Raw genomic sequence first — 25,308 nt, 5'->3', positions numbered from 1 at the left:
CCCGGGCGCTGTGAGAATGTGCGCCGTGAAGATCACCTCGACTGCGGAGGAAGTAGCCGACGGCAGCCGGTTCGGCCGTGACCACGCGAAGTCGGCGGTGCTGGCGGTCGCTGGCCTGATCCTGTTGATCTCGGCGCGGTGGATGCCGTGGGTGACGGTGCGTCCCAACGAGTTCGCCGCGGACCGGCTGTTCGGCCGAGTGCCCTCGACCGAGGCGCGGACGTTCGGGCTGACCGACCTCGCGGGCTACTGGCAACCGCTCTACGTCGGGTGGGCGGCGCTGCTGGTGCTGCTGGTCGCGGCGTGGGTACGGCCGCAATGGCGGTTCGGTGTGCGGTTGGCCGCGATCCTGCTCGGCGTGGTGCTCGGAGTCGGCACCCTCCTGCCGGCCACGGCCGCCATCGACGTCAGCGGCTACCCGTCGGACGATCATCCCAACGCCGACCTCCTTGGTGGCGTCTGGTCCGCGCTGTTCGGGATGCTGTTGCTGGTACGCGCCGTCACAGCCCTGAAGCCGTCGACGCCGACCGCCTCGGAGCCGACCGCACCGGCGGCCGCTGCCGCCGTCTTCGTGGATGAGCCTGCCACGGCAGATTCGACCTCCTTCGTCTGGCAGGGTTCACGCCCGAACACCCGGCCGGATGCGCCCTGGTGGCGACGCCCCGCGCCGATCGCCGGCGTGCTGGCGGTCCTCGGTGTGGCAGTCCTCGTCGTCACGGTCAGCTGGCGGGCGATCGACTCGGCCGACGACCAGACCCCCGACCTCGGTGCGCTGGTGGTCGCGGCTCCCGCCGGTTGGGCCCCTGCCACGCCGGCCGTGGCGCACGACCAGGCCGACCTCGACCTGGGCCGGGTTCTGCCGCTCTCCGAGGCGCGAGCGCACCTGCTCGCCGAACAGGCGGGCGGCGACCTGATTCATGCGGCCGCCTCGGCCTGGACCCGCCCGGACGCCACCCTCGTGTCGATCACCCTGCTCGAGTTCGGATCGGCAGGGTCGGCGGACCAGTTCCAGCGTTCCTACAGCGACCTGCGGGAGGCGACCCCCGGCGAGGTGACGCCGCTCGCCGACGTGCCGGGCTCAGCGGTCTTCGTGAATGCCGAGCGGACCGGGGTGTGGGCCGTCGCCGGCCGGCACGAGGTCGTCCTGATCGTCAGCGCGGTCGGCGGCCCGCCGGGCAGCGTGCCGGTCGTCGAGTCCCTGGTCCGGGAGCAGTACGACCGGCTCTGATTCCCGGCGTCCCCGGCCCGCGATGAAGGAGCCCGGGCCTCGGCGTGGGCGGACGCACCGGGGCGCTGCGGCGTCGGTCCCAGCGGTTAGGCTGATCGGCGGCCGAGCAGACGAGTGCGAGAAGGAGCCATCCGTGCGCCCAGGTGGACAGCCGAACATGCAGCAGATGCTGAAGCAGGCGCAGAAGATGCAGCAGCAGATCGCCGTCGCCCAGGCCGAGCTGGCCGAGGCCGAGCTGACCGGCACCGCCGGTGGTGGGCTGGTCACCGCGACGGTCTCCGGCGCCGGCGAGCTCAAGACCATCAAGATCGACCCGAAGGCCGTCGACCCGGACGACGTGGAGACGCTGGAGGACCTGGTCGTCGCGGCTGTGCACAACGCCGCCGAGGCGGCCCGGGAGCTGACCGAGCGCAAGATGGGCCCGGTCGCCGGCGGCATGGGCGGCCTCGGCCTGCCCGGTTTCTGAGCCGGCAGATGTACGAAGGTGCCATCCAGGACCTGATCGACGAGCTGGGTCGGCTGCCGGGCGTGGGCCCGAAGAGCGCCCAGCGGATCGCGTTCCACGTCCTGTCGGCGGATCCGGCCGACGTCACCCGGCTGGCCGGCGCGCTGCGCAAGGTCAAGGAGCTGGTGCGGTTCTGCACGACCTGCTACAACGTGGCCGAGTCCGAGCAGTGCCGGATCTGCCGCGACCCGCGCCGCACCGACGAGGTGCTGTGCGTGGTGGAGGAACCAAAGGACGTGGTGGCCATCGAGCGGACCGGTGAGTTCCGCGGTCGCTACCACGTGCTCGGCGGCGCGATCAATCCGCTGGAGGGGATCGGGCCGGACAACCTGCGCATCCGGGAGTTGATGACCCGGCTGAGCGGCGGGGCGGTACGGGAGCTGATCCTGGCCACCGACCCGAACACCGAGGGTGAGGCGACCGCCACATACCTGGCGCTGTTGGTGAAGCCGATGGGCATCTCGGTGACCCGGCTGGCCAGCGGGCTGCCGGTCGGCGGCGACCTGGAGTACGCCGACGAAATCACCCTCGGCAGGGCCTTCGAGGGCCGTCGGGCGGTTTGAGTCGTACCCCGAGGGGTGGTGCCGTTACCGACGGTGCCACCCCTTCGTGGTGCCCGGCGCCGAGTGGATCGATGTGTCGCTCCATGTGTTCGCCGGACCGTCGACTGTCAGACCCCCGGGCAAGGTGTCGGCTTGGTAGCGATTGCCTGACGCCCGTTTCGCTTCTCGTGTGACATGCCATAGCCTCCCGCTCACGGACCGAGCCGCAGCTCGGCGTGGTCATGCGCATGACAGAGGTGAGAGATGCAGGCGAGAAGGCTCAAATCGGCTGTGGCCATCGCGGCCGTTGCCGCTCTGGCGGTCGGCGCGGCCGGCTGCGCGGAAAGTGAGCGCGACGGCGGCAGTGGCGAGGCCAAGACTGGCGGCACCTTCATCTTCGCGGGTGCCGGTGACCCGAAGAACTTCGATCCAATCTTCAACGATGACGGTGAGTCGTTCCGGCCGGTCCGGCAGATGTTCGACACCCTGGTGAGCCACAAGCCGGGCACCGCCGAGCTGGAGGGCGGCCTGGCCGAGAGCTGGGAGCACGACCCCGAGGGCAAGGTCTGGACGTTCAAGCTCCGTCAGGGCGTGAAGTTCCACGACGGCACCCCCTTCAACGCCGCCGCGGTCTGCTACAACTTCGACCGCTGGTACAACATGAAGGGCGCCGCCGCCCAGTCCCAGATGATCTACTACATGGACACCTTCGGCGGGTTCGCGAAGAACGAGGCCGAGGGCGCCGGCGAGTCGATCTACGACAAGTGCGAGGCCACGGACGACGGAACCGCCGTCCTCTCGCTCAAGAAGTACAAGGGTGCCTTCCCGGGCGCCTTCGCGCTGACCTCGCTCTCGATCGCGAGCCCCGAGGCGCTCAAGAAGTACGACGCCGACACCGTCACGCAGAACGGTGACTCGTTCTCGTACAGCGCGTTCGCCAACGAGCACCCGGTCGGCACCGGCCCGTTCACCTTCGGTGGCTGGGACAAGGCCAAGAACGAGATCACCCTCAACCGGAACCCGGACTACTTTGGTGACAAGGCCAAGGTGGACAAGGTGATCATCAAGGTCATCAAGGACGAGAGCACCCGCAAGCAGGAGCTCCGTGCCGGCACCGTGCAGGGCATCGACTTCCCGGCGCCGGCCGACCGCAAGGCGCTCGAGGGTGAGGGCTTCCAGGTCATCAACCGCCCGGCCTTCAACATCCTGTACCTGGGCATCAACCAGAAGAACCCGAAGCTGAAGGACCTGCGGGTGCGGCAGGCGATCGCCTACGCGCTCAACCGTCAGCAGCTGGTGCAGACCAAGGGCCCGGGAGGCGCGAAGGTCGCCGACGAGTTCATGCCGGACACCGTGCTCGGCTACGCCCCGGACGTGCAGAAGTACGAGTACAACCCGGACAAGGCCAAGCAGCTCCTCAAGGAGGCCGGCGCCGAGGGTCTGACGCTCAACTTCTACTACCCGCCGGACGTCTCCCGGCCGTACATGCCGAACCCGCAGGAGATCTTCACCGTCCTCGCCAACGACCTCCAGGCCGTGGGCATCAAGGTCAACGGTGTGCCTCGTCCGTGGAACGGTGGCTTCAAGGACGACGTGCAGCAGTTCGGCAAGCAGGACCTGCACATCCTCGGCTGGACCGGTGACTACAACGACCCGGGCAACTTCGTCGGCACGTTCTTCGGCCGGGGCAAGGTCGAGTTCGGCGACCAGTCGATGAACGAGATGTTCGACGCCATCGCCAAGGCCGACGGCACCGTCGACGACGCCGCCAAGAAGGCCGCCTGGGAGCAGGTCAACCGGGACATCGCCGCCAAGTGGCTGCCGGCCGTGCCGGTCTGGCACGCACCGCCGGCGATCGTCGTCACCAAGGACGTCGAGGGCCTGAAGGCCAGCCCGCTGACTGACGAGCGGTTCAACACCGTCAGCGTCAAGAAGTGACGTCAATCGGCTGACGCCGTAGGCGGAATCGGCCCGGGTTGGGGGTTTCTCCCCTGCCCGGGCCGATTCCGCGACCATCGAGAGTCTGGTGTGAGAGATGTTGCGAGTCATAGTCCGCCGCCTGCTGCAGTTGGTGGTGACCCTCATAGCCCTGTCGGCGCTGATCTTTATCTGGCTGCGGAATCTGCCCGGCGGTCCCGTCGAGGCGCTCCTCGGCGAGCGGGCCACGCCGGAGCGCCGCGCCCTGCTGACCAAGGCGCTCGGCTACGACCAGCCGATCCTGGTGCAGTACGGCAAGTTCATGCAGCGAGTCCTCACCGGCGACTTCGGCAACTCGATCCGGACCGGTGACCCGGTCACCGAGGTCATCAGCCGTGCCTTTCCGGCCACCATCGAGCTGGCCATCGCCGCGATGATCATCGCCGTCGGGCTCGGGGTGCCGTTGGGGTATCTCGCCGCGCGCTGGCGGGGGCGCTGGCCGGACAACCTCACCATCGCAGGCACCCTGCTTGGCATCTCGATTCCGATCTTCTTCCTGGGCTACCTGCTCAAGGACGTCTTCACGCAGAACATCCACTGGTTCCCGCCGTCCGGACGGCTCACCACCGGACTGGACAACACGAACGTCACCGGGTTCTTCGTCCTCGATGGCCTGCTGACCCGGGAGTTCGACGCCAGCGCCGACGCGTTGTGGCACCTGATCCTGCCGGCGATCACGCTGGCCACGATCCCGCTGGCCGTGATCGTGCGGATCACCCGGGCCAGCGTGCTCGACGTGCTCAACGAGGACTACGTGCGGACCGCCGAGGCCAAGGGCCTGCGGCATCGCACCATCCGGGGCCGGCACATCCTGCGCAACGCGCTGCTGCCGGTCGTCACCACCATCGGTCTGCAGACCGGCGCGCTCCTCTCCGGCGCGGTGCTCACCGAGAAGGTCTACAACTGGGGCGGCCTCGGCACGCTGATCACGGACTCGATCAGCGGCGGCCGGGACTACCCGGTGCTCCAGGCGATCATCCTGCTCGCCGCGCTGGTCTTCGTGGTGGTCAACCTGCTGGTCGACCTCTCCTACGCCTTCATCGACCCGAGGGTGCGTGTGCGATGAGTGATCCGATCATCCAGGCCGGAGCGCCGGCACCCCGTAGTGGGGACGACAAACCACGCCCCGGCATGAGCGAGCGCAGCATCGGCGTGCTCGGCGACCGCAAGAAGGCCCGGCTGGACGAACTGGCCCGGGCGAGTGCGTCCGACCGGGGCGGGGTCAGCCTAGTCCGGGACGCCGTGCGTCGGTTGCGGCGCAACCCGGTCGCCATCGTCGGGGCCAGCATCGTCGGCCTGTTCATCCTGGTGGCGATCTTCGCCCCGCTGATCGCGCCGCACGACCCGGTACAGCGCTTCGACGAGCTGACGAAGAACCTCACCGTGGACTCGATCCCGGGTGCCAGCGGCGACTTCCCGTTCGGTTCCGACCCGCTCGGTCGGGACTTCCTGTCCCGGATGATCTACGGCGCCCGTCAGACGCTCTTCGTCGGCGTGCTCGCCACCCTCATCGGCCTGGTGCTCGGTGTGCTGATCGGCGCGATCGCCGGTGCCTTCGGCGGCTGGATCGACGTGGTTCTGATGCGACTCACCGACGTGATGCTGGCCCTGCCGAGCCTGCTGCTCGCGATCACGCTCGTCGCGATGGCGAGCCGGTCGAGTCAGTGGACGGTGATCTTCGCGGTGGCGATCGTGAGCGTGCCGATCTTCGCCCGACTGCTGCGCGGCTCCATGCTGGCCCAGCGGGAGAGCGACCACGTGCTCGCCGCCCGCGCGCTCGGCGTCAAGGAGCGCAACATCGTGCTGCGGCACATGCTGCCCAATTCGCTGACCGCGGTGATCGTGCAGGCCACCCTGACCTTCGCGGTGTCCATCCTGGACGCCGCGGCGCTCTCCTTCCTGGGCCTCGGCGACCCGGACATCAACCGGGCCGAGTGGGGTCTGATGCTGGGCGTGGACGGTCAGCGGTACTTCGAGGTCCGACCGGAACTGGCGTACTACCCGGCGCTCGCGATCATCGTGGTCGCGCTCGGCTTCACCCTGCTGGGTGAGGCGATGCGTGAGGCGATCGACCCGAAGAACCGGCGGTGATCGCGGTGCGCGCAACCAGCACGGCCGGCCTCTGCCGGCGAGAGGAAGTGACCCGATGAGCCTGCTCGACGTCCGTGACCTGAGCGTGGTGTTCCAGCGGCGAGGCGAGCGGCCCTTCACCGCCGTCGACAAGGTCAGCTTCACCGTGGAGCCGGGGCAGACCGTCGGCCTGGTCGGCGAGTCCGGCTGCGGCAAGAGCGTGACCAGCCTGGCCATCATGGGCCTGCTGCCCAAGCGGGGCAACAAGGTCACCGGGGAGGTGCTCTTCGAGGGCACCGACCTGCTGAAGCTGCGACCGGACGACATGCGTGACCGGCGGGGCCGGGAGATCAGCATGATCTTCCAGGACCCCCTGTCGTCGTTGAACCCGGTCATCCCGATCGGTGTGCAGGTGGCCGAGGTGCTGGAACGCCACCAGGGCCGGGACCGCAAGCAGGCGCTGCGGGAGGCGCGGGACCTGCTCGACGCGGTCGGCATCCCCGACCCGCAGCGGCGACTCAGCGAATACCCGCACCAGATCTCCGGCGGCATGCGGCAGCGCGCGCTGATCGCCATCGCGCTGGCCTGCAAGCCGCGACTGCTGATCGCCGACGAGCCGACGACCGCGCTCGACGTGACCATCCAGGCGCAGATCCTCACCCTGCTCAAGCAGTTGGTCGACGAGACCGGCACCGCGCTCGTCATGATCACGCACGATCTGGGCGTGGTGGCCGGGCTCTGCGACACCGTCAACGTGCTCTATGGCGGCAAGGTGGTCGAGCGGGCGCGACGGCACGAGCTGTTCGCGCACGCACGGCACCCGTACACCCACGGGCTGCTCAACTCGGTGCCCCGGCTGGACTCGCCGCGCGGTGAGCGGCTGCACGCGATCCGCGGGTCGGTCTCCGACAACATCCCGTGGGCCGAGGGGTGCGCGTTCGCGCCGCGCTGCGACAACGTCGTGGACGCGTGCCTGGAAGGGCCTCCGCCGCTCGAACCCACTGCCACCGGTGGCGACCTCCGCTGCAACAACCCCGTCTCCGAGGAGGTGGCGGCCCGATGACCGACCAGACCGGTCCCCTGATCGAGCTGCGTGACGTCAAGGTCCACTTTCCGATCAAGAGTGGCCTGCTCTTCGACCGGACCGTCGGCTACGTCTACGCCGTGGACGGCGTGTCGCTGAGCATCCGCAAGGGTGAGACGTACGGCCTGGTGGGCGAGTCGGGCTGCGGCAAGTCGACGCTGGGTCGTGGCCTGCTGCGGCTCGTCGAACCCACCGACGGCGAGATCATCTTCGACGGCACCGACGTCCGCGCTCTCAAGGGCGAGGCGATGCGGCACGCCCGCCGCCGCATGCAGATGATCTTCCAGGACCCGCTGTCCAGCCTCGACCCCCGGCAGTCGGTGGAGTCGCTGCTGGTGGAGGGGCTCAAGGCGCACGGGTTGGCCGGCGACAAGGCCGCGACGAACCGTCGGCTGCGCGAGACGCTGGAGGCGGTCGGCCTTCCCGCGTCGGCTCTCAGCAAGTACCCGCACGAGTTCTCCGGCGGCCAGCGCCAGCGCATCGGCATCGCCCGGGCGCTGGTGCTCAACCCGGACCTGATCGTCGCCGACGAGCCGGTCTCCGCGCTGGACGTGTCGATCCAGGCCCAGGTGCTCAACCTGCTGGAGGACCTGCAGAACGAGCGCGGCCTGACCTACCTGATCATCGCGCACGACCTGGCGGTGGTGCGGCACATCGCCGACACGGTGGGCGTGATGTATCTGGGTGGGCTGGTGGAGGAGGCGTCCAGCGACGACCTCTACCGCGAGCCGATGCACCCGTACACGCGCGCGCTCATGTCCGCGGTGCCGGTGCCGGACCCGGTGGTGGAGGACCGCCGGGAGCGGATCCTGCTCGCCGGTGACCTGCCGTCGCCGACCAACCCGCCGTCGGGCTGCCGGTTCCACACCCGGTGCCCGTGGGCGCAGCCGACCCGGTGCGCCGACGAGCGGCCGGAACTGCGCGACGTGGTCGGCGGGCACCGGGTGGCCTGCCACTTCGCCGAGGACATCGCCGCCGGCCGGATCCGGCCGCACGAGGTCGAGGTGGAGTTGGTCCGCCCGGTGGAGGGCACCGGCCCACTCGACCCGCCGGGCGAGCTGATCCCGACCCCGTGACACCTGAGGGGCCGTCCGTCACCGGGCGGCCCCTCAGGTCGTACGGCGGGCGGCTCAGCCCTCGGGGCGGTGCAGCAGTGCCACGGCCACGCCGTGCACCGCGTCCAGCCCTGCCGGGTCGGCCAGCGCGACCGTCCCGCCGGTCACCGCGTACCACTCATCCGCGTCCTTGTACTGCACCCGCAGGGTGACCTTGCCGTCCGCGTACTCGGTGCGCAGCGTCAACTCGCCGGTGACGACGCCGACCTCGTCGGTCATCACCCCACCCGGACCGGGCACGATGTCGGCGCTGCGGCTCTGCGGGGCACTGGCGCCGGTCGAGTCGGCGACCATGCCGGCCCCCGGCACCGCGGCCGGCGTGTCGCCGGTGCCGTCGGCGGTCATCCCGGCTGTGGACGGCGCGTTGTCCGCGTCTGTCGCCGCTTCCTCGCTCATCAACAGCCCTCCAGCAGGTCGGTCAGGGCGGCCTTCTCGGCAGTGGTCACCGTCAGCCGCCAGTGGTGCTTGACCGTCACCCAGCTCTTGGCGTATTGACACCAGTACGACCGGTTTGCCGGCTTCCACTGGGACGGGTCCTGGTCACCCTTTGCCCGGTTGGAGGACGCGGAAACCGCGATGAGCTGCGGACGTGTCGTGTCGTTGGCGAAGTCGCCGCGCTTCGCGTCGTCCCACTCGTCGGCGCCCGAACGCCACGCGTTGGCCAACGGCACCATGTGGTCGATGTCCACGTCGGAGGGATCGGTCGCGCTGCGGCCGTCGTACACGCTCTCCCAGCGACCCCCGACCACGTTGCAGCCGGAGAGCTTCACGTCCTTACCGTCGCGTTGCAGGATGCTGTCCCGCACGTCGCAGTTCTTGCCGGTGTCCCGCCAGTGCGGGAAGCGTTCCCGGCTGTAGCCCTTCATCGAGCCGGCGCTGGCGACGGTCAGCTGGCCCAACTGCTCGACGGCGTTGCCGCCGCCACCCGGTGGCGGCGTCGACTCGGGCTCCTCGGGCGGGACGCAACCGGCCACGCCGAGCGCCAGCGCCGCGACGAGCGCGGCCACCGACGCACGCTGTCCTGATCTGGTACGCACAGACGACACCTCTCCAGCTTGCGGGCTCCCGGCGATTGCGCACAGTACCCGGGCATGGTTTCGGCGTTTCGTGGCGTCTCCCACATCCTGCAAGGCAGATTGGTGGGATGACCGCACCCGTACCGGCACCCGCGCTGCGGATGGGCACCGCCGCAGGCCGAGGAACGCTGCTCGCCGCGGTGCTCGCCTCCGGCATGGTCTTCCTGGACAGCACGGTCGTCAACGTGGCACTGCCGAAACTCGGCCAGGACCTCGGGGCGAACGTGGCCGATCTCCAGTGGACCGTCAACGGGTACCTGCTGATGCTGGCCGCGTTCGTCCTGCTCGGCGGATCCCTCGGGGACCGCTTCGGCCGGCGGCGGATCTTCCTGATCGGGGTGCTCTGGTTCACCGTCGCCTCGGTGCTGTGCGGCCTGTCCCAGGACACCGGCATGCTGATCGCGGCCCGGATCCTCCAGGGCGCGGGCGGCGCGCTGCTCACCCCCGGCTCGCTGTCGGTGCTCCAGGCCAGCTTCCACCCGGACGACCGGGGCCGGGCGATCGGCGCGTGGGCGGGGCTGTCCGGGGTGTCCACGGCGTTGGGGCCGTTCATCGGCGGCTGGCTGATCGACGCGCTGTCCTGGCGGTGGATCTTCTTCCTCAACCTGCCGATCGCCGTACTGGTCCTGCTGGCCGCGCTGCGCTGGGTGCCGGAGAGCCGCGACGAGAACGTCTCCCGTACGCACGGGCCGGGCCGCACCCGGCGTCGGTTCGACGTGGCCGGGGCACTGCTCGGGGCGCTCGCGCTCGCCGGCGTCACGTACGCGCTGATCGACGCGCCCGTCCGCGGGTTCGCGTCGGCGCCGGTGTTGGTCGCGGCGCTCGTCGGCGTGCTGGCGGCGGTGGCCTTCGTGCTGGTGGAACGGCGGCGCGGTGACACGGCGATGCTGCCCACCGGGCTGTTCGGCAGCCGCCTCTTCTCGGTGCTGAACATCTTCACCGTGGTGGTCTACGCGGCGCTCAGCGGGTTCACCTTCTTCTTCGCCGTCTACCTGCAGAACGTCGTCGAGTGGTCGGCCCTGCGTACCGGCATCGCGCTGCTGCCGATGACCCTGCTGCTGTTGGTCGGATCGGCGCGGGCCGGCGCGCTGGCGGCGCGGATCGGCCCCCGGCTGCCGCTGACCGTCGGGCCGATCATCGCCGCCGCCGGTCTGCTGCTGCTGCGCGGCGTGCGGCCCGGTGCGTCGTACTGGACCGACGTGCTGCCCGGGGTGTTGCTGTTCGGCGTCGGGCTGACCCTGGTGGTGGCACCGCTGACCGCGTCGGTGCTGGCCGCCGTCCAGGACCGGTTCTCCGGAGTGGCCAGCGGCTTCAACAACGCCGCCTCCCGGGCCGGCGGTCTGCTCGCGGTGGCCGCACTGCCGCTGCTCGTCGGCCTCTCCGGCGGCGGATACGAGCAGAAGACGGAGCTGGCGAACGCCTACCGCGGCTCGTTGGCCTGGTGCGCGGGGCTGCTGCTGGCCGGCGCGGTGCTGGCCCTCGTGCTGGTCCACCGGCCACCCCGCGCGGCCCCACCGTCGCAGCCCTGCCACTCGATGCCCGCTGCCACACCCCCGAGGTAGGAAACCCACCTCGGGGGTGTGGCGAGCGCGTCAGCTGCGAGCGCGGTTGACGGCGCTGGTGACCGCCTTGATCGAGGCGGTGACGATGTTGGCGTCGGTGCCGACACCCCAGACCGTCCGACCGTCCACCTCGCACTCCACGTACGCGGCGGCCTGCGCGTCCCCGCCGGAGGACAGCGCGTGCTCGTGGTAGTCGAGCACCCGTACGCCCACCCCGACCGACTGGAGCGCGTTGACGTACGCGTCGATCGGGCCGTTGCCGACCGCGGTGAGCGACCGCTGCTCGGTGCCCACACCGACCTCGGCCTCGATCTCGACCTTGCCGTCGGTGGTGCGGATCGTGTAGCCGGCCAGCCGGACCGCCGGGTCGCGCTGGTGGTCGAGCAGATAGTGGGTCGCGAAGATCTCCCACATGGCGGCCGGGTCGACCTCGCCGCCGTTGTGGTCGGTGACCTGCTGCACCACACCGGAGAACTCGATCTGGAGCCGGCGCGGCAGGTCCAGTTGGTGCTCGCTCTTCATGATGTACGCGATGCCGCCCTTGCCGGACTGCGAGTTGACCCGGATGACGGCCTCGTAGGTGCGGCCCAGGTCCTTCGGGTCGATCGGCAGGTACGGCACCGCCCAGGTGTGCTCGTCAACCGGTACGCCGGCGGCCTTCGCGTCGGCGGTGAGGGCGTCGAAGCCCTTCTTGATGGCGTCCTGGTGTGAGCCGGAGAAGGCCGTGTAGACCAGGTCACCCGCGTACGGGTGGCGCTCGTGCACCGGCAGTTGGTTGCAGTACTCGACGGCCCGGCGGACCTCGTCGATGTTCGAGAAGTCGATCATCGGGTCGATGCCCTGGGAGAAGATGTTGAGCCCCAGCGTCACCAGGTCGACGTTGCCGGTGCGCTCACCGTTGCCGAACAGGCAGCCCTCGATGCGGTCCGCGCCGGCGAGCAGGCCCAGCTCGGCGGCGGCCACCCCGGTGCCCCGGTCGTTGTGCGGGTGCAGGCTCAGCACCACGCTGTCGCGGCGCGGCAGGTGCCGGTGCATCCACTCGATCGAGTCGGCGTACACGTTCGGCGTGGCCATCTCGACCGTGGCCGGCAGGTTGATGATCAGCGGCCGGTCGGGCGTCGGGTCGATCACGTCGATCACCCGGGAGCAGACCTCCAGCGCGTACTCCAGCTCGGTGCCCGTGTAGGACTCCGGCGAGTACTCGTAGTAGATGTCGGTGTCCGGGGTGTGGATCTCGGCGTACTTCTGGCAGAGCCGGGCGCCGGTGGTGGCGATGTCGGCGATGCCGTCCTTGTCCAGGCCGAAGACCACCCGTCGCTGGAGGGTGGAGGTCGAGTTGTAGAAGTGCACGATCGCCCGCTTCGCCCCGCGCAGCGACTCGAACGTCCGGTCGATCAGGTGCTCCCGGCACTGGGTGAGCACCTGGATGGTGACGTCGTCCGGGATCATGTCCTGTTCGATGAGCTGCCGGACGAAGTCGAAGTCGGTCTGGCTGGCCGACGGGAAGCCGACCTCGATCTCCTTGTAGCCCATCTGCACCAGCAGCTGGAACATCCGCCGCTTGCGCTCGGGCGACATCGGGTCGATCAGCGCCTGGTTGCCGTCGCGGAGATCCACGGCGCACCAGCGTGGCGCGGCGTCGACGTGCCGGGTGGGCCAGGTGCGGTCCGGCAGGTCGACCCGGAACTGCTCGCGGTAGGGCTGGTAGCGGTGGTACGGCATCCGGCTCGGGCGCTGCCGGGCGATCGGATCGGTGTCAGCGTCGGTGACAGGTTGAGCCATCTCAGATTGCTCCCTGGAACAGGTGGCGTCAGCAGATCGGAAGGTGTCGGCGAGTTGCCGGGCGACGGTGCGCGGCGGTGCCGAGAGGAAACTCAGATGTGCTGGACGGCGCGATGCAACTCCGCGACGAGGTGCCGGCCGGTCAGGCCTCGTCGCGGCGGCTAAGGAGAAGAAGCGCCCGCCACATGACCAAGTCACCCTACGTGATGAAACGGAGGGTTGAAAGATAGGTCCGGACTATGGGACCGGCGTCATGGTCTGCTCCGGGGCCGCGGCACCCAGTCGCGGCGTCCGTGTGGCCCAGGCCACCGCCGGTACGATCGCCAGCCCCATCAGCACGAAGATCGCTGCCGCCGGGAACCAGCCCCAGCCACCCGTGGTCACGCCGAGCGCGGTCAGCCCGGCCGGGGCGATCAGGTACTGCACCTGGGAGCCGAGCCGGAACGCGCCCACGTACGCGCCGCGCTGCTCGTCCGGCGGGAGGGTGGCGGTGAGCCCCCAGGCACCCGCCGACTGGATCAGCTCGGCCAGGATCAGCAGCGTCGCGGCGGCCACCAGCAACACGACGGTGAGCGGGCCCCGGGTGAGCCCGGAGATCGGCAGGACCAGGCAGGCCAGGGCGATCAGCAGGCCACCGCGGCGGGAGGCCCTCGCCGCGCCCGAGGCGGTGTCGGCGCCCCGGCTGACGCGTACCTGGAGCAGCACGATCAGGACCGTGTTGAGCAGCACCAGGGCGGCGATCACCGTCTTCGGGGCGTCGGTGTGGGTGAGGATCCAGAGCGGCATCACCGTCAGGTAGAGCACCCCGTGCGCGGTGAGCAACCCGGAGAGCAGGGACACCGTCATGAACGGGCGGTCCCGCAGCACGGCGAGCCGACTCATCGGCTCCGTGGGCCGGGTCGCGTGGGCCAGCCGGGGCAGTCGCCGTACGAACAGAGCCGTCACCAGGAAGACCGTCGAGATGAACCAGACCATCCCCCGGTACGCCTCGATCGTGTCCACCGCCAGCACCAGGCCGCTGATCACCGCGCCCAGACCGAAGCCGACGTTCAACGACGACCGCTGGTACGCCATCGCCGTGACCCGTTCGGCCGGGGGGAGCGCGTTGATCGAGTAGACCTGCCGGGCCACGCCGGTCGACGCGTCCACGACCGCCAGCGCCACCACCACGGCGAGGAACCCGGCGAAGCCGCCCACGAACGGGTACGTCGCGAAGAGCGCCGCGTCCAGCACCAGCCCGACCACCCAGACCCGCTGCGGCCCGTACCGGTCGGTGAGCCCGCCCAGCGGCACGGTGCCCAGCAGCGACACCCCCGCCGCGATGGACAGCCCCAGCCCGACCTGGGCGGCGCTGAGCCCCAGCGCCCGGGTGAAGAAGACGGCGCTGCCGGCGTGGAACAGGCCGCTGCCGACGGCGTAGACCATCGACTGCACGGCCAGGGCGCGGGTCAGCCCGGCCGGCGGTACGACGTTTCGGACGGCGGTACGGATGGTGTCTCTGGCCCCCATGGCCGCTGAGTGAACTCTGCCCCCATGGTTCCGGTCGACTCTTTTAGGCTGGGCCGAATCCTGAGTCGGGGGTGCGTGTGTCCGAGTTGCGGTTCAGCCTGGCCGACGTGGCGGGAGTGCGGCTCGCCGTGTCGCCGGCCAACGAGACGGTCATGAGCATGTGGGCGCTGGCCAGCCCGGTCCACTACCCGGTGCATCTGCCCTGGATCGACCGCGCCCGGGTGACTCTGCGTCGTCCCGAGGTGGCCGCCCGGGTCCGACCGCTGGTGGAGCTGGCCCGGCCGCGTTCCTGGCTGCCCGACTTCCTCACCCCGGCGGCCCGGCCGAACGTGGAGATGGCCGAGCAGCTCGACCAGATCGCGGCGACGTCGCCGGCAGTGGTAATCCAGGATCTGCTGTCGACCACCGCGCGCCGGCCGCTGAGTCCGTTCGGGCAGGCACTGCTTGCCGACCCCCGTGGGCTGCTGCCACAGCTGGTCGACGCACTGCGGGTCTGGTACGACGAGGCGATCGCCCCGGACTGGCCCCGGATGCGGGCGCTGCTCGACGCCGACGTGGCGTACCGGGCCGCCCAGCTCGCCGAGGGTGGTGCCGGTCGGTTCTTCGAGCAGCTCCACCCGAGCCTGCGCTGGCACGGTGACCGGGTGATCAGCGACGACCCGTTCGGGCGGGACTTCGACCTCCGAGGTCGTGGGCTGGCGCTGAACCCGACGGTGTTCACCGAACGGCGGGTGCTGTGGAACCTGCTGGAGGATTCGTTGCCGGCCGGCGCGTACCCGGTCCGGGCCGTCGGAACGCTCTGGGAGGGAACGGCGCCGCCACCCGGAGACCCCCTGGCGCGGGTGGTCGGCCCGGGCCGGGCCGCCCTGCTGCACCTGCTCGACGCGGCGACGACCACCACCGACCTGGCCCGACTCACCGGGATGTCCGCCGGAGGGGTGTCCCAGCACCTCGGCGCGCTGCACGCCGCCGGCCTGGTCTCCCGGTCCCGCCAGGGTCGGCACGTCCTCTATCGCAACACCGAGGCCGCCGCGGTCCTTCTGCGCGCCAGCCGCGGCGGTTAGCTTTGCCGACCGATCAGCCGAGCAGCAGGTCGGCCAGGGGGCGGCGGCGACGCAGGCCGGTCTCCTCGGCAACCAGGTCGGCCGGGAGGCTGAGCGGGTCGCCCAGTTGCCCGACGGCCACCACCGCGTACGGCCGCACGTCGGCGGGAAGGTGCAGGTCGGCGGCGAGTCCGGCGCGGTCCACGGTGAGGACCTGGCGGACGTGCAGCCCGAGCGCGGTGGCCTGCACGGTGAGGTGGGCGACCGCCTGGCCCAGGTCGTAGACGACCCCGTCGGCCGGTGCCGCGTCGGTGTCGACGTGCGCGGCGAGCAGCAGCGCGGCAGCCCGGTGCGCCCAGCGCTGCTCACGCTCGGGCAGGTTGACCAGGATCCGCTTCCAGGTCTCGTCGTCGCGGTGGCCGAGGGTGAAACGCCAGGGTTGCCGGTTGCCCAGCGACGGTGCCCAGCGGGCCGCCTCCAGCAGCGAGGCGGCATCGGCCGCGCTCAGCTCGTCGGAGGGGTGGAACGCCAGTGGGCTCCAGCGGTAGGCGAGCAGCGGGGTCAGGTGGGCCATACGAGAATAGTCCCGTATGGGCGATTTTCCCTTTGGGTGGGGGTTGGCAGAATGTGGTCAAGAGCACCCGTAACGGGACGACGATCAGGACGTTCCCGCGCTCGGGCTGCCCGACGGATCGGCGGTCGGCGTCGGCGGAGCCGCGGTGCCGAGCGGGTCGCCGTCGATCACCGGGCCGGCCAACTGCACGGTGGCCGGAGGCGGCCCGGGCGGCGCGGCCAGCCGCAGCGTCCCGGCCTCCGTCCGCACACCGGTCGGTGTGCCGTCCCGGTCGTAGCAGTAGATGCCGACATCCAGCGGGGCGTTCAGCGAGGCCGACGTGGAGTCCACCGAGTAGCAGGTGCCGGTCAGGCCCTCCGGCGTGGCGGCCGGGGCGACCGCGAGCGGGGCCCGCCGGTCGGTGAGCACGTCCAGCCAGTCGGTCAGCGGGTGCTGGACCCGAGGGTCCAGCCGGCGGGCAATGGGCTCGTCGCGCTCCCCGACGCGTACGCAGCTCGCCGGCTCGGACCGAACGGCCGACGGCAGGGCGCACTGGAACAGCCCGTCGGCGGTGGCGGCCAACGAGACGTCGACGGTGCCACCCAGCGCGCCACCGGGCACGTCCACCCGCCAGGTGCCGTCGTTCGCGCTGGCGAACACGACGGTGCGGTCCGGTTGGCCGGTCCGGCTGTAGACGTACTGCGCCACCAGGCGGCGATCCTGGGCCGCCGCCGCGAGCGCGGCCAACTCGTCCCGGGCCGCGTCCACCTGCGCCGGCGGGCTGTCGGTGGGCGGCGGGGCGGGAGGCTGCTCACCGGTACAGGCGACCAGGGCTGCCGGCAGGACGAACACGAGCGGCCCGAGCAGGCGGCCGGCCGAGCGGATGAGGACGGGCACCGGCTCATTCTGGTGGGTGGCGGAGGCTGGTGGGGACCGGCGTGTACCCGGCCCGCTCCGGCGTGTCGGGAACGCCGCCCCCGGCGTACCGCCGCCCTGGTCAGCCGGGGCCGGCCGTGCCGGGCGGGCCGGATGGTGGGATCACCTGACCCGGCGTCGTTACCCGCCGGATACCCTGGAGGGGTCTGACACGCGCCGCCGGCCCCGGTTCCGGCGGCGTCGGCACGCTCAGGGTCGCTGGGAGGGAGTGCACCGTCGTGGCACTCGTGGTGCAGAAGTACGGCGGGTCCTCCGTCGCCAATGCCGAGCGGATCAAGCGGGTGGCCGAGCGCATCGTCGCCGCCCGCAAGGCCGGCGACGACGTGGTGGTGGTGGTCTCCGCGATGGGGGACACCACCGACGAGCTGCTCGACCTGGCCAACCAGGTCAGCCCGCTGCCGCCGGGCCGCGAACTGGACATGCTGCTCACCGCCGGGGAGCGGATCTCCATGGCCCTGCTGGCCATGGCCATCCACAACCTGGGGTACGAAGCCCGCTCGTTCACCGGTTCGCAGGCCGGCGTGATCACCACCTCGGTGCACGGCCGGGCGCGGATCATCGACGTCACCCCGGGGCGGCTCAAGGGCGCGCTCGACGAGGGCTCGGTGGTCATCGTGGCCGGATTCCAGGGCGTCTCGCAGGACACCAAGGACGTCACCACGCTGGGCCGCGGCGGATCGGACACCACCGCCGTGGCGCTCGCCGCCGCGTTGCACGCCGACGTCTGCGAGATCTACACCGACGTGGACGGCATCTTCACCGCCGACCCGCGGATCGTGCCCAACGCGCGACACATCCGGCACATCACCTACGAGGAGATGCTGGAGCTGGCCGCCTGCGGCGCGAAGGTGCTGCACCTGCGTAGCGTGGAATACGCCCGGCGGGCGGGGTTGCCGATCCACGTCCGTTCGTCATACTCGACCAACACCGGCACGATGGTCACCGGATCGATGGAGGACCTTTCCGTGGAGCAGGCACTGATCACCGGAGTCGCGCACGACCGCAGCGAAGCCAAGATCACAATCGTCGGGGTGCCCGACGAGCCGGGTGCCGCCGCGCGGATCTTCGACACCGTCGCCGGCGCCGAGATCAACATCGACATGATCGTGCAAAACGTCTCCACCGAGGGCACCGGCCGCACGGACATCTCGTTCACGCTGCCCAAGGCCGACGGCCCGACCGCGATGGCCGCGCTCAGCAAGATCCAGGAACCGGTCAAGTTCAAGGGCCTGTTGTACGACGACCACGTCGGCAAGGTCTCGCTGATCGGTGCCGGTATGCGCTCGCACCCGGGGGTGGCCGCCGGGTTCTTCGCCGCCCTCGGTGCAGCCGGGGTCAACATCGAGATGATCTCCACATCCGAGATCCGGGTCTCCGTGGTCTGCCGGGACACCGACCTCGACGCCGCCGTACGCGCCATCCACGACGCGTTCGAGCTGGGCGGGGACACCGAAGCCGTGGTCTACGCGGGGACGGGTAGGTAGCGCCGATGGCGGCGCTGCCCACCCTCGCCGTGGTCGGAGCGACCGGTGCCGTCGGCACCGTGATGTGTGAGCTGCTCACCGGGCGCCGCAACGTCTGGGGTGAGATCCGTCTGCTTGCCTCCGAACGCTCGGTCGGGCGGCGGGTCCGCTGCCGAGGTGAGGAACTCGTCGTCCAGGCGCTGACCCCGGAAGCGTTCGACGGCGTCGACGTGGCGATGTTCGACGTGCCCGACGAGGTCTCCGCCGAGTGGGCACCGGTCGCGGTCGCCCGTGGCGCGATCGTCGTGGACAACTCCGGTGCCTTCCGGATGGACCGGGACGTCCCGTTGGTGGTTCCCGAGATCAACCCCGAGCAGGTTCGCAACCGCCCCCGGGGCATCATCGCGAACGCCAACTGCACCACCCTCGCGATGATCATCGCGGTGGCGCCGCTGCACCGCGAGTACGGCCTACGGGAGCTGGTGATCGCCTCGTACCAGGCCGTCTCCGGTGCCGGTCAGGCCGGCGTCGACATCCTGCACGACCAGCTCACCAAGGTCGCCGGAGACCGACTGCTCGGCTCACGCACCGGCGACGTACGCCAGGCCGTCGGCGACGACCTGGGCCCGTTCCCGGCGCCGCTCGCGCTCAACGTGGTGCCCTGGGCCGGCTCACCCGCCGACAGCGGCTGGTCGTCGGAAGAGATGAAGATCCGCAACGAGTCCCGCAAGATCCTCGGCCTGCCCGACCTCAAGGTGTCCGCCACCTGCGTACGGGTGCCCGTGGTCACCGGCCACTCGGTGGCCGTGCACGCCAACTTCGCCACCGAGGTCGACGCCGAGGGTGCCCGCGAGGCACTACGCAACGCCCCCGGGGTGATCGTGGTCGACGATCCGGCCGCGGGCGAGTTCCCGATGCCGATCGACGCCGTCGGCACCGACCCGTCCTGGGTGGGCCGGATCCGCCGCGCCCTGGACGACCCCCGCGCCCTGGACCTCTTCATCACCGGCGACAACCTCCGCAAGGGCGCAGCCCTGAACACAGCCCAGATAGCCGAACTACTAGCCAAAGAGCTAAAAACCCCGTAACCCCCCGGGCCCTCCCTGCCCCGCGCCCACCCTGCGCCCTCCCTGCCCCGCGCCCACCCTGCGCCCTCCCTGCCCCGCGCCCACCCTGCGCCCTCCCTGCCCCGCGCCCACCCTGCCCCGCGCCCTGCCCGCCGCCCCGCCTGCGCCGATCTTGCAGATTCTGCGGTCCGAAGCGGGATGAACAGGACAAACGACAACCCAAAGTGCAAGATCGCGTTGGGGTCGCGTCGATCATGGAGTTGTGGTGGGCGGCTCATCCTTCGGTGCCCGTTTTGTGAGGCACCACAACTCCATGATCGACGGGGGTGGGGTGGGGTGGGGTGGGGTGGGGCGGGGCGGGGCGCGGGTGTGGGCGTGGGGTGGGGCGCGGGTGGGGTGGGGCGCGGGTGGGGTGGAGCTGGGTGGGTGGGTGACGGGGTGGGTGCGGTTAGGCGGCGGAGAGGTGTACGCCGTCTCGGCCTTGGCGTTTTACCGCGTAGAGGGCCTGGTCGGCTCTGCGGAGGGTGCGTTCGGGGGACTCGCCGGGGTGCGGGAGTGCCACGCCCACGCTGATCGTGCGGCCCGTGCGCCGGGCCGCCTCGGTCAGCCGCTCGGCGATCCGTACCGCCTCCTCCGGGCGGCTCACCTCGATCACCGCGACGAACTCGTCGCCGCCGATCCGGTACAGCTCGTCGCCGTGCCGCAGCGCCCCCTCCAGGGCCCGGGCCAGCCCGACCAGCACCTGGTCGCCGGCCTGGTGGCCGTACGTGTCGTTGACGGTCTTGAAGCCGTCCACGTCGATCGCCAGCAGCGCCGTACGCCCCGGGGTGGCCGCCGCGATCCGCTGCCCGAAGGGGCCGGTGTGCCGCAATCCGGTCAGCGGGTCGGAGCTGGCCTGTTCCCGTAGGCGCGCGAGGGTGCGCAACCGGTCCAGGTTCGTCCAGGCCTGCCCGGCGAGCAGTTCCATGAGGCTGACCGTGGTCGGGTCCGGGCGCAGGGACCGCTCGTCGGCGACCAGCAGGACCCCTCCGGCATCGGGCGGGCCGACCGGGACGGCGACCAGTGTGCGTACCCCGGCCCGGGTCAGCGGCTCGTAGTCCTCCGTCGGCGGGTGGCCCACCTCGCCCAGGGTGTAGCCGGCGCCGTACCGGTGTGCACGCTCGATCATCCGGGCGAGCGCCGCCGGCTCCGCCCCGGCCAGTTCCGCCCGGATCCGGGTCTCCAGCTCACCCGGGGTCGGCGGCGGTGGCCCGAGCCGGACCTCTCCGGCGTCGGCGATCAGCAGCACCGCCGTGGACAGGGTGGAGACCTCCCGGGCGGCGCAGGTCGCCACGCCCAGCACGTCGCCCTCGGTCGGCGCGGAGGAGAGCGCGGCGGTGTGCCGGAGCAGCTTCTCGCTGCGGCTCTCCGCCGGTGGGCCGCCGAGGGCGGTGATCCGGGCACCGAGCCGGGCGGCCAGCCGCTGCGCGGTCTCCCGCCACGGCGTCAGGTCGACGGGGTGGGTCCATTGCAGGTCGAGTACGCCGATGGTCCGGCCGGCCGGATCGGTGACCGGCACGCACAACTCGGCGGTGACGTCGGGGCGTACCGGGAGGTAGTCCGGATCGGTGGTGACGTCCGGGACGACGGCCGTGGCGCCGCTGGCGTACACCCGACCGACGATTCCGGTCCGCGCCGGCACGGTGGCGAACACCTGCCAGGCGCCGGCCGCCGCGATGCAGCGCAGCCGATCGTGCACCTCGAGCAGCACAGAGATCGTTGCGGAGGTGTGGCGGGACAGCGCGGTGACCGTCCACCGGCAGGCCTCCGGCGTGGTCGACGCCATCGGCAGGCGGACGGTGACGTCGCGGATGACTTGCTGATGATCCACTCGCACGTCGTTCCAGGTAGGGGGGTCGGCGCGATCAAGGGTACTCACGCCGTGGCGGGACCGGCCGAGCTTCGTACACATGTGCTATCCACAGGCTGTGGACGCAGCCTGTGGGGACAGACGGCGGGCGATAGCGTGGAGCCCCCGGCGCCGAGGAGGCGAGCCCGTGCTCATCGCCCAGCTCAGTGATCCGCATCTGACCACCGGCCTGCTCGCCGCCGACCCGGCCGCCGGGCTGCATCGCGCGCTCGGCCGGGTGCTGGCCCTGCGACCGCGACCCGACTGCGTGGTGATCACCGGTGACCTGGTCGACCATGGCCGCCCCGACGAGTACGCAGCCCTGCGGGAGCTGATCGGCCCGTTCCCCCTCCCGGTCTACCTGGTCGCCGGCAACCACGACGACCGGGAGTCGCTGCTCGACGCGTTCGGCGGCACGCCCTGGCTCGGCGGCGGATTCTCCGCCTACTACCACGTCGATCATGAGGCGGCGACCATCGTGGTGCTCGACTCGCTGACCCCCGGCAGCGGAGGCGGCCAGCTCGGCGAGGAGCAGCTCGCCTGGCTCGACGGCGTCCTCTCCGGTCGGCCCGAGGTGCCCGCCGTGGTCTGCCTGCACCACCCGCCGGTCGCGGTCGGCATTCCGGCGGCCGACGCCATCCGGCTCGCCGACGGCGACGCGCTGGCCGAGGTGATCGGCCGGCACCGGCACGTCGTGCGGGTCGCCGCCGGGCACCTGCACCGCCCGGTCACCACGGGGTACGCCGGCACGGTGCTCACCGTCGCCCCCAGCACCCTGAAGCAGAGCACCCTCACCATGGCCGTCGACGAGCAGATCGGCTGGGTCGCCGAACCCACCGCCTTCCTTCTGCACCGGGTCGAATCCGGCGGATGCGTGACGCACACCGTGCAGGTCAGCCACTCCGCCGCCCAGACCTGCGGCTTCTGAAAGCACCCGTCGTGCTCGTCTGGTACGTCGCGTACGGCTCGAACATGCACGCCGCCCGGTTGGCGTGGTACATCGGCGGCGGGTGCCCGCCCGGCGGGCTGCGGACGTACCCCGGTTGTCGGGATCGCCGCCCGCCGAGCCGGTCGGTGCCGGTGTCGCTGCCGGGTGGGATCTACTTCGCCGGCGCGTCCCGTGCCTGGACCGGCGGGATGGCGTTCTACGACCCGCAACTGCCGGGTGTCGCCGCGGCCCGCGCCTACCTGGTCACCGTCGAGCAGTTCACCGACATCGCGGCCCAGGAGATGTACCGCCCAGCCGGCCACACCACCGACCTCATCCCGGCGACCGGCGCGGCGATCGACGCGGCCGTCGCCAACGGGCGGGCCACGCTGGGCCCCGGCCGCTACGAGACGCTGGTCTGCCCGGGCAGCCTCGACGGTGTCCCGCTGCTCACCTTCACGGCCCCCGAGCCGGCGTCCGCCGTGCGGTGCCGTCCACCGGCGTCGATCTACCTCAGCATGATCGCCCGAGGGCTGCGCGAGTCGCACGGCTGGCCGGCCGAGCGGATCGCCGACTACCTGGCATGCCGGCCCGGGGTCGCGGACGGCTGGCCGCCCGATGCCGTCGCAGCCCTGGTCATCGAGGCGCTCACGGTCGACTGATCGCCTGCGGTTCGTCCAGTCTGGATTGTCGCCGCCCCCGCCGCCACCGCCGCCCCCGCCGCGCCCGCGGCCGCGGCCGCCGCCCGCGGCCGCGGCGGCCGCGGCCGCGGATGAGCGTGCGTTCGACGGCCGCGTCTGGTGCGATCGAGCGCCGACGTGGCGCGTTGGGCCGCCGGTCATCTCCACGTCACCAGCCGGAGGAACGTATTCGCAGCTCTGCCGCGCTGCTCGGCTCGACGGGTGAGCGTCCGGATGAGAGGCTGGCCGGGCGGGCGGCGATCCAACCGCCGCCAAGCATGATCGATCCTTCCGACGGCGTCGACGGGCGGCCGGTCGACCCACAGGCCGACCACCGCACGCGCCGATTCTCACGAGGAGTTTCATGTCCAGTTCCGGGATGCGTCGGGCCGCTGTCGGCCTGACCGCACTCGCGGTGGCCGCGCTCGGCGCGGTCGCCACCACCCCCGAGCAGGCCGACGCGCGGCCGAAGCCGGTCGACGTCACCCTGCTGGCACTCAACGACTTCCACGGCAACCTCGAACCACCCACCGGTTCCAGCGGCACCATCGCCGGGCAGCCCGCGGGTGGCGTCGAATACCTCGCGACGCACCTGGCCGAGCTGCGCGCCGCAGCCAAGAAGAAGAACACCATCACGGTCGCCGCCGGTGACCTGATCGGCGCGTCCCCGCTGCTCTCCGCCGCGTTCCACGACGAGCCGACCATCGAGGCGCTCAGCATGGCGGGGCTGGACTACGCCAGCGTCGGCAACCACGAGTTCGATGAGGGCGCCGCCGAGCTGCTGCGGATCCAGAACGGTGGCTGCCACCCGGTCGACGGCTGCGCCGACGGCACCCCCTACCGGGGCGCCGGCTTCACGTACCTGTCCGCGAACGCCTTCAAGACCGCGACCGGCCGGCCGCTGATGGCGCCGTACGCGATCCACAAGGTGCAGGGCGTCAAGGTCGGCTTCATCGGGATGACCCTGGAGGGCACCCCGCAGATCGTCAGCCAGCAGGGCGTCGCGGGCCTCACCTTCGCCGACGAGGCGGAGACCGCCAACCGGTATGCCCGTGAGCTGCGCCGCAAGGGCGTGCAGACGATCGTCGTGCTGCTGCACGAGGGCGGTGCCCAGGCGGCGACCGGCGGCATCAACGACTGCGTCGGCATGACCGGGCCCATCGTGGACATCGCCAACCGGATGGACCCCTCGATCGACGTGGTGGTCAGCGGTCACACGCACCAGGCGTACAACTGCAACATCAACGGCAAGCTGGTCACCAGCGCCAGCTCGTTCGGCCGCCTCGTCACCGACATCGACCTCAAAATCGACCGTCGGAGCGGGGACGTGCTCTCCGCCGCCGCGAACAACGTCGTGGTCACCCGCGACGTCGCCAAGGACCCGAAGCAAACCGCGTTGATCGACCGGTACAAGACGGTGCTCGGCCCGGTCGCCGGCCGCGAGGTCGGTGTCACCAGCACCGCCATCACCAAGACGCGGGATAACCTGCTCACCACCTGCTCGGATCAGGTGCCGGCCTCATGTGGTGAGTCGCCACTGGGCAACCTGATCGCCGACGCGCAGCTCGCCGCCACGGACGACGAGCAGAACGCCGTCGCCGCCTTCATGAACCCGGGCGGGGTTCGGGCCGACCTCGACGCCGGCACGGTCACCTACGAGGAGGCGTTCACGGTGCAGCCGTTCGCCAACAACCTGGTGACGCTGGACCTGACCGGCGCGCAGCTCTACTGCGTCCTGGAACAGCAGTTCGTGACCGGCCGGGTGCTGTACCCGTCCTCGACCGTGGGGTACGTGGTCGACCTCAACGGCACCACCGCCCCCACAGCGGACCCGTGCGCCGGCACCCGCGTGGTCCGGGGCAGCCTCACCATCGGTGGCACCGCCGTCGACACCGCCGCCACCTACCGGGTGACGGTGAACAACTTCCTGGCCGGCGGCGGCGACGGCTTCAGCGCCCTCACCGCCGGCACGAACCTGGTCACCGGGCAGATCGACCTGGACGCCTTCGTGGCGTACCTGACCGCCCAGTCGCCGGTCGCCGCGCCGACGCTGGATCGGATCCGCACCACCGCCGAGGTCCCCGCCGCCTGACGGAAGCACCTCGCGACGATCGGGCCCCGGAGCACCCCGCTCCGGGGCCCGCCTCGTTCCCCTGCCCCTGCCCCTGCCCCTGCCCCGTCCGCCTGCTCGCTCGGCCCGTGCGCTCGCTCGGCCCGTGCGCTCGCTCGGCCCGTGCGCTCGCTCGGCCCGTGCGCTCGCTCGGCCCGTGCGCTCGCTCGGCCCGTGCGCTCGCTCGGCC

Annotated in this window: 22 protein-coding genes; 15 read left to right on the top strand and 7 right to left on the bottom strand. The window is 71.2% G+C overall.

The genetic code is table 11. The annotated features are described in order from the left end of the window. Positions 1-25 precede the first annotated feature (25 nt). The 8 genes from AB0H52_RS27880 to AB0H52_RS27845 all read left to right on the top strand — a co-directional run bounded on the left by AB0H52_RS27880 (position 26) and on the right by AB0H52_RS27845 (position 8,482). A complete protein-coding gene (locus tag AB0H52_RS27880; RefSeq protein ID WP_151491060.1) occupies positions 26-1,228 on the top strand; it encodes a hypothetical protein in 1,203 nt (400 codons plus the stop codon). Positions 1,229-1,385: 157 nt separating this feature from the next. Next, positions 1,386-1,694 (top strand): YbaB/EbfC family nucleoid-associated protein, encoded by a 309-nt coding sequence (locus AB0H52_RS27875; RefSeq protein ID WP_225854615.1) that lies wholly within the window; start codon positions 1,386-1,388, stop codon positions 1,692-1,694. Between the two features lie 8 nt (positions 1,695-1,702). Beyond that, a complete protein-coding gene (gene recR / locus AB0H52_RS27870) occupies positions 1,703-2,296 on the top strand; it encodes a recombination mediator RecR (RefSeq protein ID WP_151491058.1) in 594 nt (197 codons plus the stop codon). A 243-nt stretch (positions 2,297-2,539) separates the two neighbouring features. Continuing rightward, entirely contained in the window at positions 2,540-4,213 is a 1,674-nt protein-coding gene (locus AB0H52_RS27865) for an ABC transporter substrate-binding protein (RefSeq protein WP_151491057.1), read from the top strand. 97 nt (positions 4,214-4,310) lie between these two features. Continuing rightward, complete coding sequence (locus tag AB0H52_RS27860; RefSeq protein WP_151491056.1) at positions 4,311-5,318, top strand: ABC transporter permease; 1,008 nt, start codon at positions 4,311-4,313, stop codon at positions 5,316-5,318. Between the two features lie 65 nt (positions 5,319-5,383). Then, the gene (locus AB0H52_RS27855) at positions 5,384-6,343 is read left to right on the top strand and encodes an ABC transporter permease (protein WP_225854614.1); all 960 of its coding nucleotides are present in this window, start codon (positions 5,384-5,386) and stop codon (positions 6,341-6,343) included. A gap of 55 nt (positions 6,344-6,398) precedes the next feature. Continuing rightward, on the top strand, positions 6,399-7,385 hold the full coding sequence (locus tag AB0H52_RS27850; RefSeq protein ID WP_151491055.1) for an ABC transporter ATP-binding protein: 987 nt from the start codon (positions 6,399-6,401) through the stop codon (positions 7,383-7,385). Next, positions 7,382-8,482 carry an oligopeptide/dipeptide ABC transporter ATP-binding protein gene (locus AB0H52_RS27845; RefSeq protein ID WP_357951182.1) on the top strand — a complete coding sequence of 367 codons (1,101 nt, stop codon included), beginning with the start codon at positions 7,382-7,384 and terminating at the stop codon, positions 8,480-8,482. Before AB0H52_RS27850 ends, AB0H52_RS27845 begins: the two co-directional genes overlap by 4 nt. A 54-nt stretch (positions 8,483-8,536) precedes the next feature. Here AB0H52_RS27845 and AB0H52_RS27840 read toward each other — a convergent pair whose 3' ends face one another. Together AB0H52_RS27840 and AB0H52_RS27835 are read right to left on the bottom strand one after the other, a co-directional pair. Then, positions 8,537-8,917, bottom strand: coding sequence for a hypothetical protein (locus AB0H52_RS27840; protein WP_151491053.1), 381 nt, complete (start codon positions 8,915-8,917; stop codon positions 8,537-8,539). Next, the gene (locus AB0H52_RS27835) at positions 8,917-9,558 is read right to left on the bottom strand and encodes an HNH endonuclease family protein (protein ID WP_357951179.1); all 642 of its coding nucleotides are present in this window, start codon (positions 9,556-9,558) and stop codon (positions 8,917-8,919) included. The genes AB0H52_RS27840 and AB0H52_RS27835 overlap by 1 nt, the downstream gene beginning before the upstream one ends. Before the next feature lie 107 nt (positions 9,559-9,665). On the opposite strand from AB0H52_RS27835, the gene AB0H52_RS27830 reads away from it, so the two are divergent. Continuing rightward, a complete protein-coding gene (locus AB0H52_RS27830) occupies positions 9,666-11,159 on the top strand; it encodes an MFS transporter (protein ID WP_357951176.1) in 1,494 nt (497 codons plus the stop codon). Positions 11,160-11,189: 30 nt separating this feature from the next. On the opposite strand, the gene leuA is transcribed toward AB0H52_RS27830, so the two are convergent. Both leuA and AB0H52_RS27820 read right to left on the bottom strand, forming a co-directional pair. Next, positions 11,190-12,941, bottom strand: coding sequence for a 2-isopropylmalate synthase (gene leuA, locus AB0H52_RS27825; protein WP_357951173.1), 1,752 nt, complete (start codon positions 12,939-12,941; stop codon positions 11,190-11,192). 237 nt (positions 12,942-13,178) lie between these two features. Next, entirely contained in the window at positions 13,179-14,450 is a 1,272-nt protein-coding gene (locus tag AB0H52_RS27820; RefSeq protein WP_357951170.1) for an MFS transporter, read from the bottom strand. 71 nt (positions 14,451-14,521) lie between these two features. Between AB0H52_RS27820 and AB0H52_RS27815 the strand changes: the two genes are divergently transcribed. After that, the gene (locus AB0H52_RS27815; RefSeq protein ID WP_357951167.1) at positions 14,522-15,514 is read left to right on the top strand and encodes a MarR family transcriptional regulator; all 993 of its coding nucleotides are present in this window, start codon (positions 14,522-14,524) and stop codon (positions 15,512-15,514) included. Between the two features lie 13 nt (positions 15,515-15,527). Here AB0H52_RS27815 and AB0H52_RS27810 read toward each other — a convergent pair whose 3' ends face one another. Together AB0H52_RS27810 and AB0H52_RS27805 are read right to left on the bottom strand one after the other, a co-directional pair. After that, positions 15,528-16,067, bottom strand: a complete 540-nt coding sequence (locus AB0H52_RS27810) for a nitroreductase family protein (protein ID WP_151491047.1) — start codon at positions 16,065-16,067, stop codon at positions 15,528-15,530. 84 nt (positions 16,068-16,151) lie between these two features. Beyond that, complete coding sequence (locus AB0H52_RS27805; RefSeq protein ID WP_225854613.1) at positions 16,152-16,943, bottom strand: hypothetical protein; 792 nt, start codon at positions 16,941-16,943, stop codon at positions 16,152-16,154. A gap of 257 nt (positions 16,944-17,200) precedes the next feature. Here AB0H52_RS27805 and AB0H52_RS27800 point away from each other — a divergent pair, with 257 nt between their 5' ends. Both AB0H52_RS27800 and AB0H52_RS27795 read left to right on the top strand, forming a co-directional pair. Beyond that, complete coding sequence (locus tag AB0H52_RS27800) at positions 17,201-18,466, top strand: aspartate kinase (RefSeq protein ID WP_151491046.1); 1,266 nt, start codon at positions 17,201-17,203, stop codon at positions 18,464-18,466. Between the two features lie 5 nt (positions 18,467-18,471). Further along, the gene (locus AB0H52_RS27795) at positions 18,472-19,533 is read left to right on the top strand and encodes an aspartate-semialdehyde dehydrogenase (protein ID WP_278125892.1); all 1,062 of its coding nucleotides are present in this window, start codon (positions 18,472-18,474) and stop codon (positions 19,531-19,533) included. Between the two features lie 427 nt (positions 19,534-19,960). Here the strand turns inward: AB0H52_RS27795 and AB0H52_RS27790 are convergent, their stop codons facing one another. After that, positions 19,961-21,382, bottom strand: a complete 1,422-nt coding sequence (locus tag AB0H52_RS27790) for a sensor domain-containing diguanylate cyclase (RefSeq protein ID WP_151493132.1) — start codon at positions 21,380-21,382, stop codon at positions 19,961-19,963. Between the two features lie 166 nt (positions 21,383-21,548). Here AB0H52_RS27790 and AB0H52_RS27785 point away from each other — a divergent pair, with 166 nt between their 5' ends. From AB0H52_RS27785 to AB0H52_RS27775, 3 genes are all read left to right on the top strand, one after another. Continuing rightward, positions 21,549-22,328 carry a phosphodiesterase gene (locus AB0H52_RS27785; protein WP_278125894.1) on the top strand — a complete coding sequence of 260 codons (780 nt, stop codon included), beginning with the start codon at positions 21,549-21,551 and terminating at the stop codon, positions 22,326-22,328. A gap of 11 nt (positions 22,329-22,339) precedes the next feature. Further along, entirely contained in the window at positions 22,340-22,990 is a 651-nt protein-coding gene (locus AB0H52_RS27780; protein WP_225854849.1) for a histone deacetylase, read from the top strand. Positions 22,991-23,372: 382 nt separating this feature from the next. After that, a complete protein-coding gene (locus tag AB0H52_RS27775; protein WP_151493130.1) occupies positions 23,373-25,100 on the top strand; it encodes a bifunctional metallophosphatase/5'-nucleotidase in 1,728 nt (575 codons plus the stop codon). The last annotated feature ends 208 nt before the right edge of the window (positions 25,101-25,308 follow it).

Origin of the sequence: Micromonospora sp. NPDC050695 (assembly GCF_040654415.1) — a bacterium.
GTDB lineage: Bacteria > Actinomycetota > Actinomycetes > Mycobacteriales > Micromonosporaceae > Micromonospora.
This window is presented reverse-complemented; position numbering and strand designations above follow the sequence as displayed.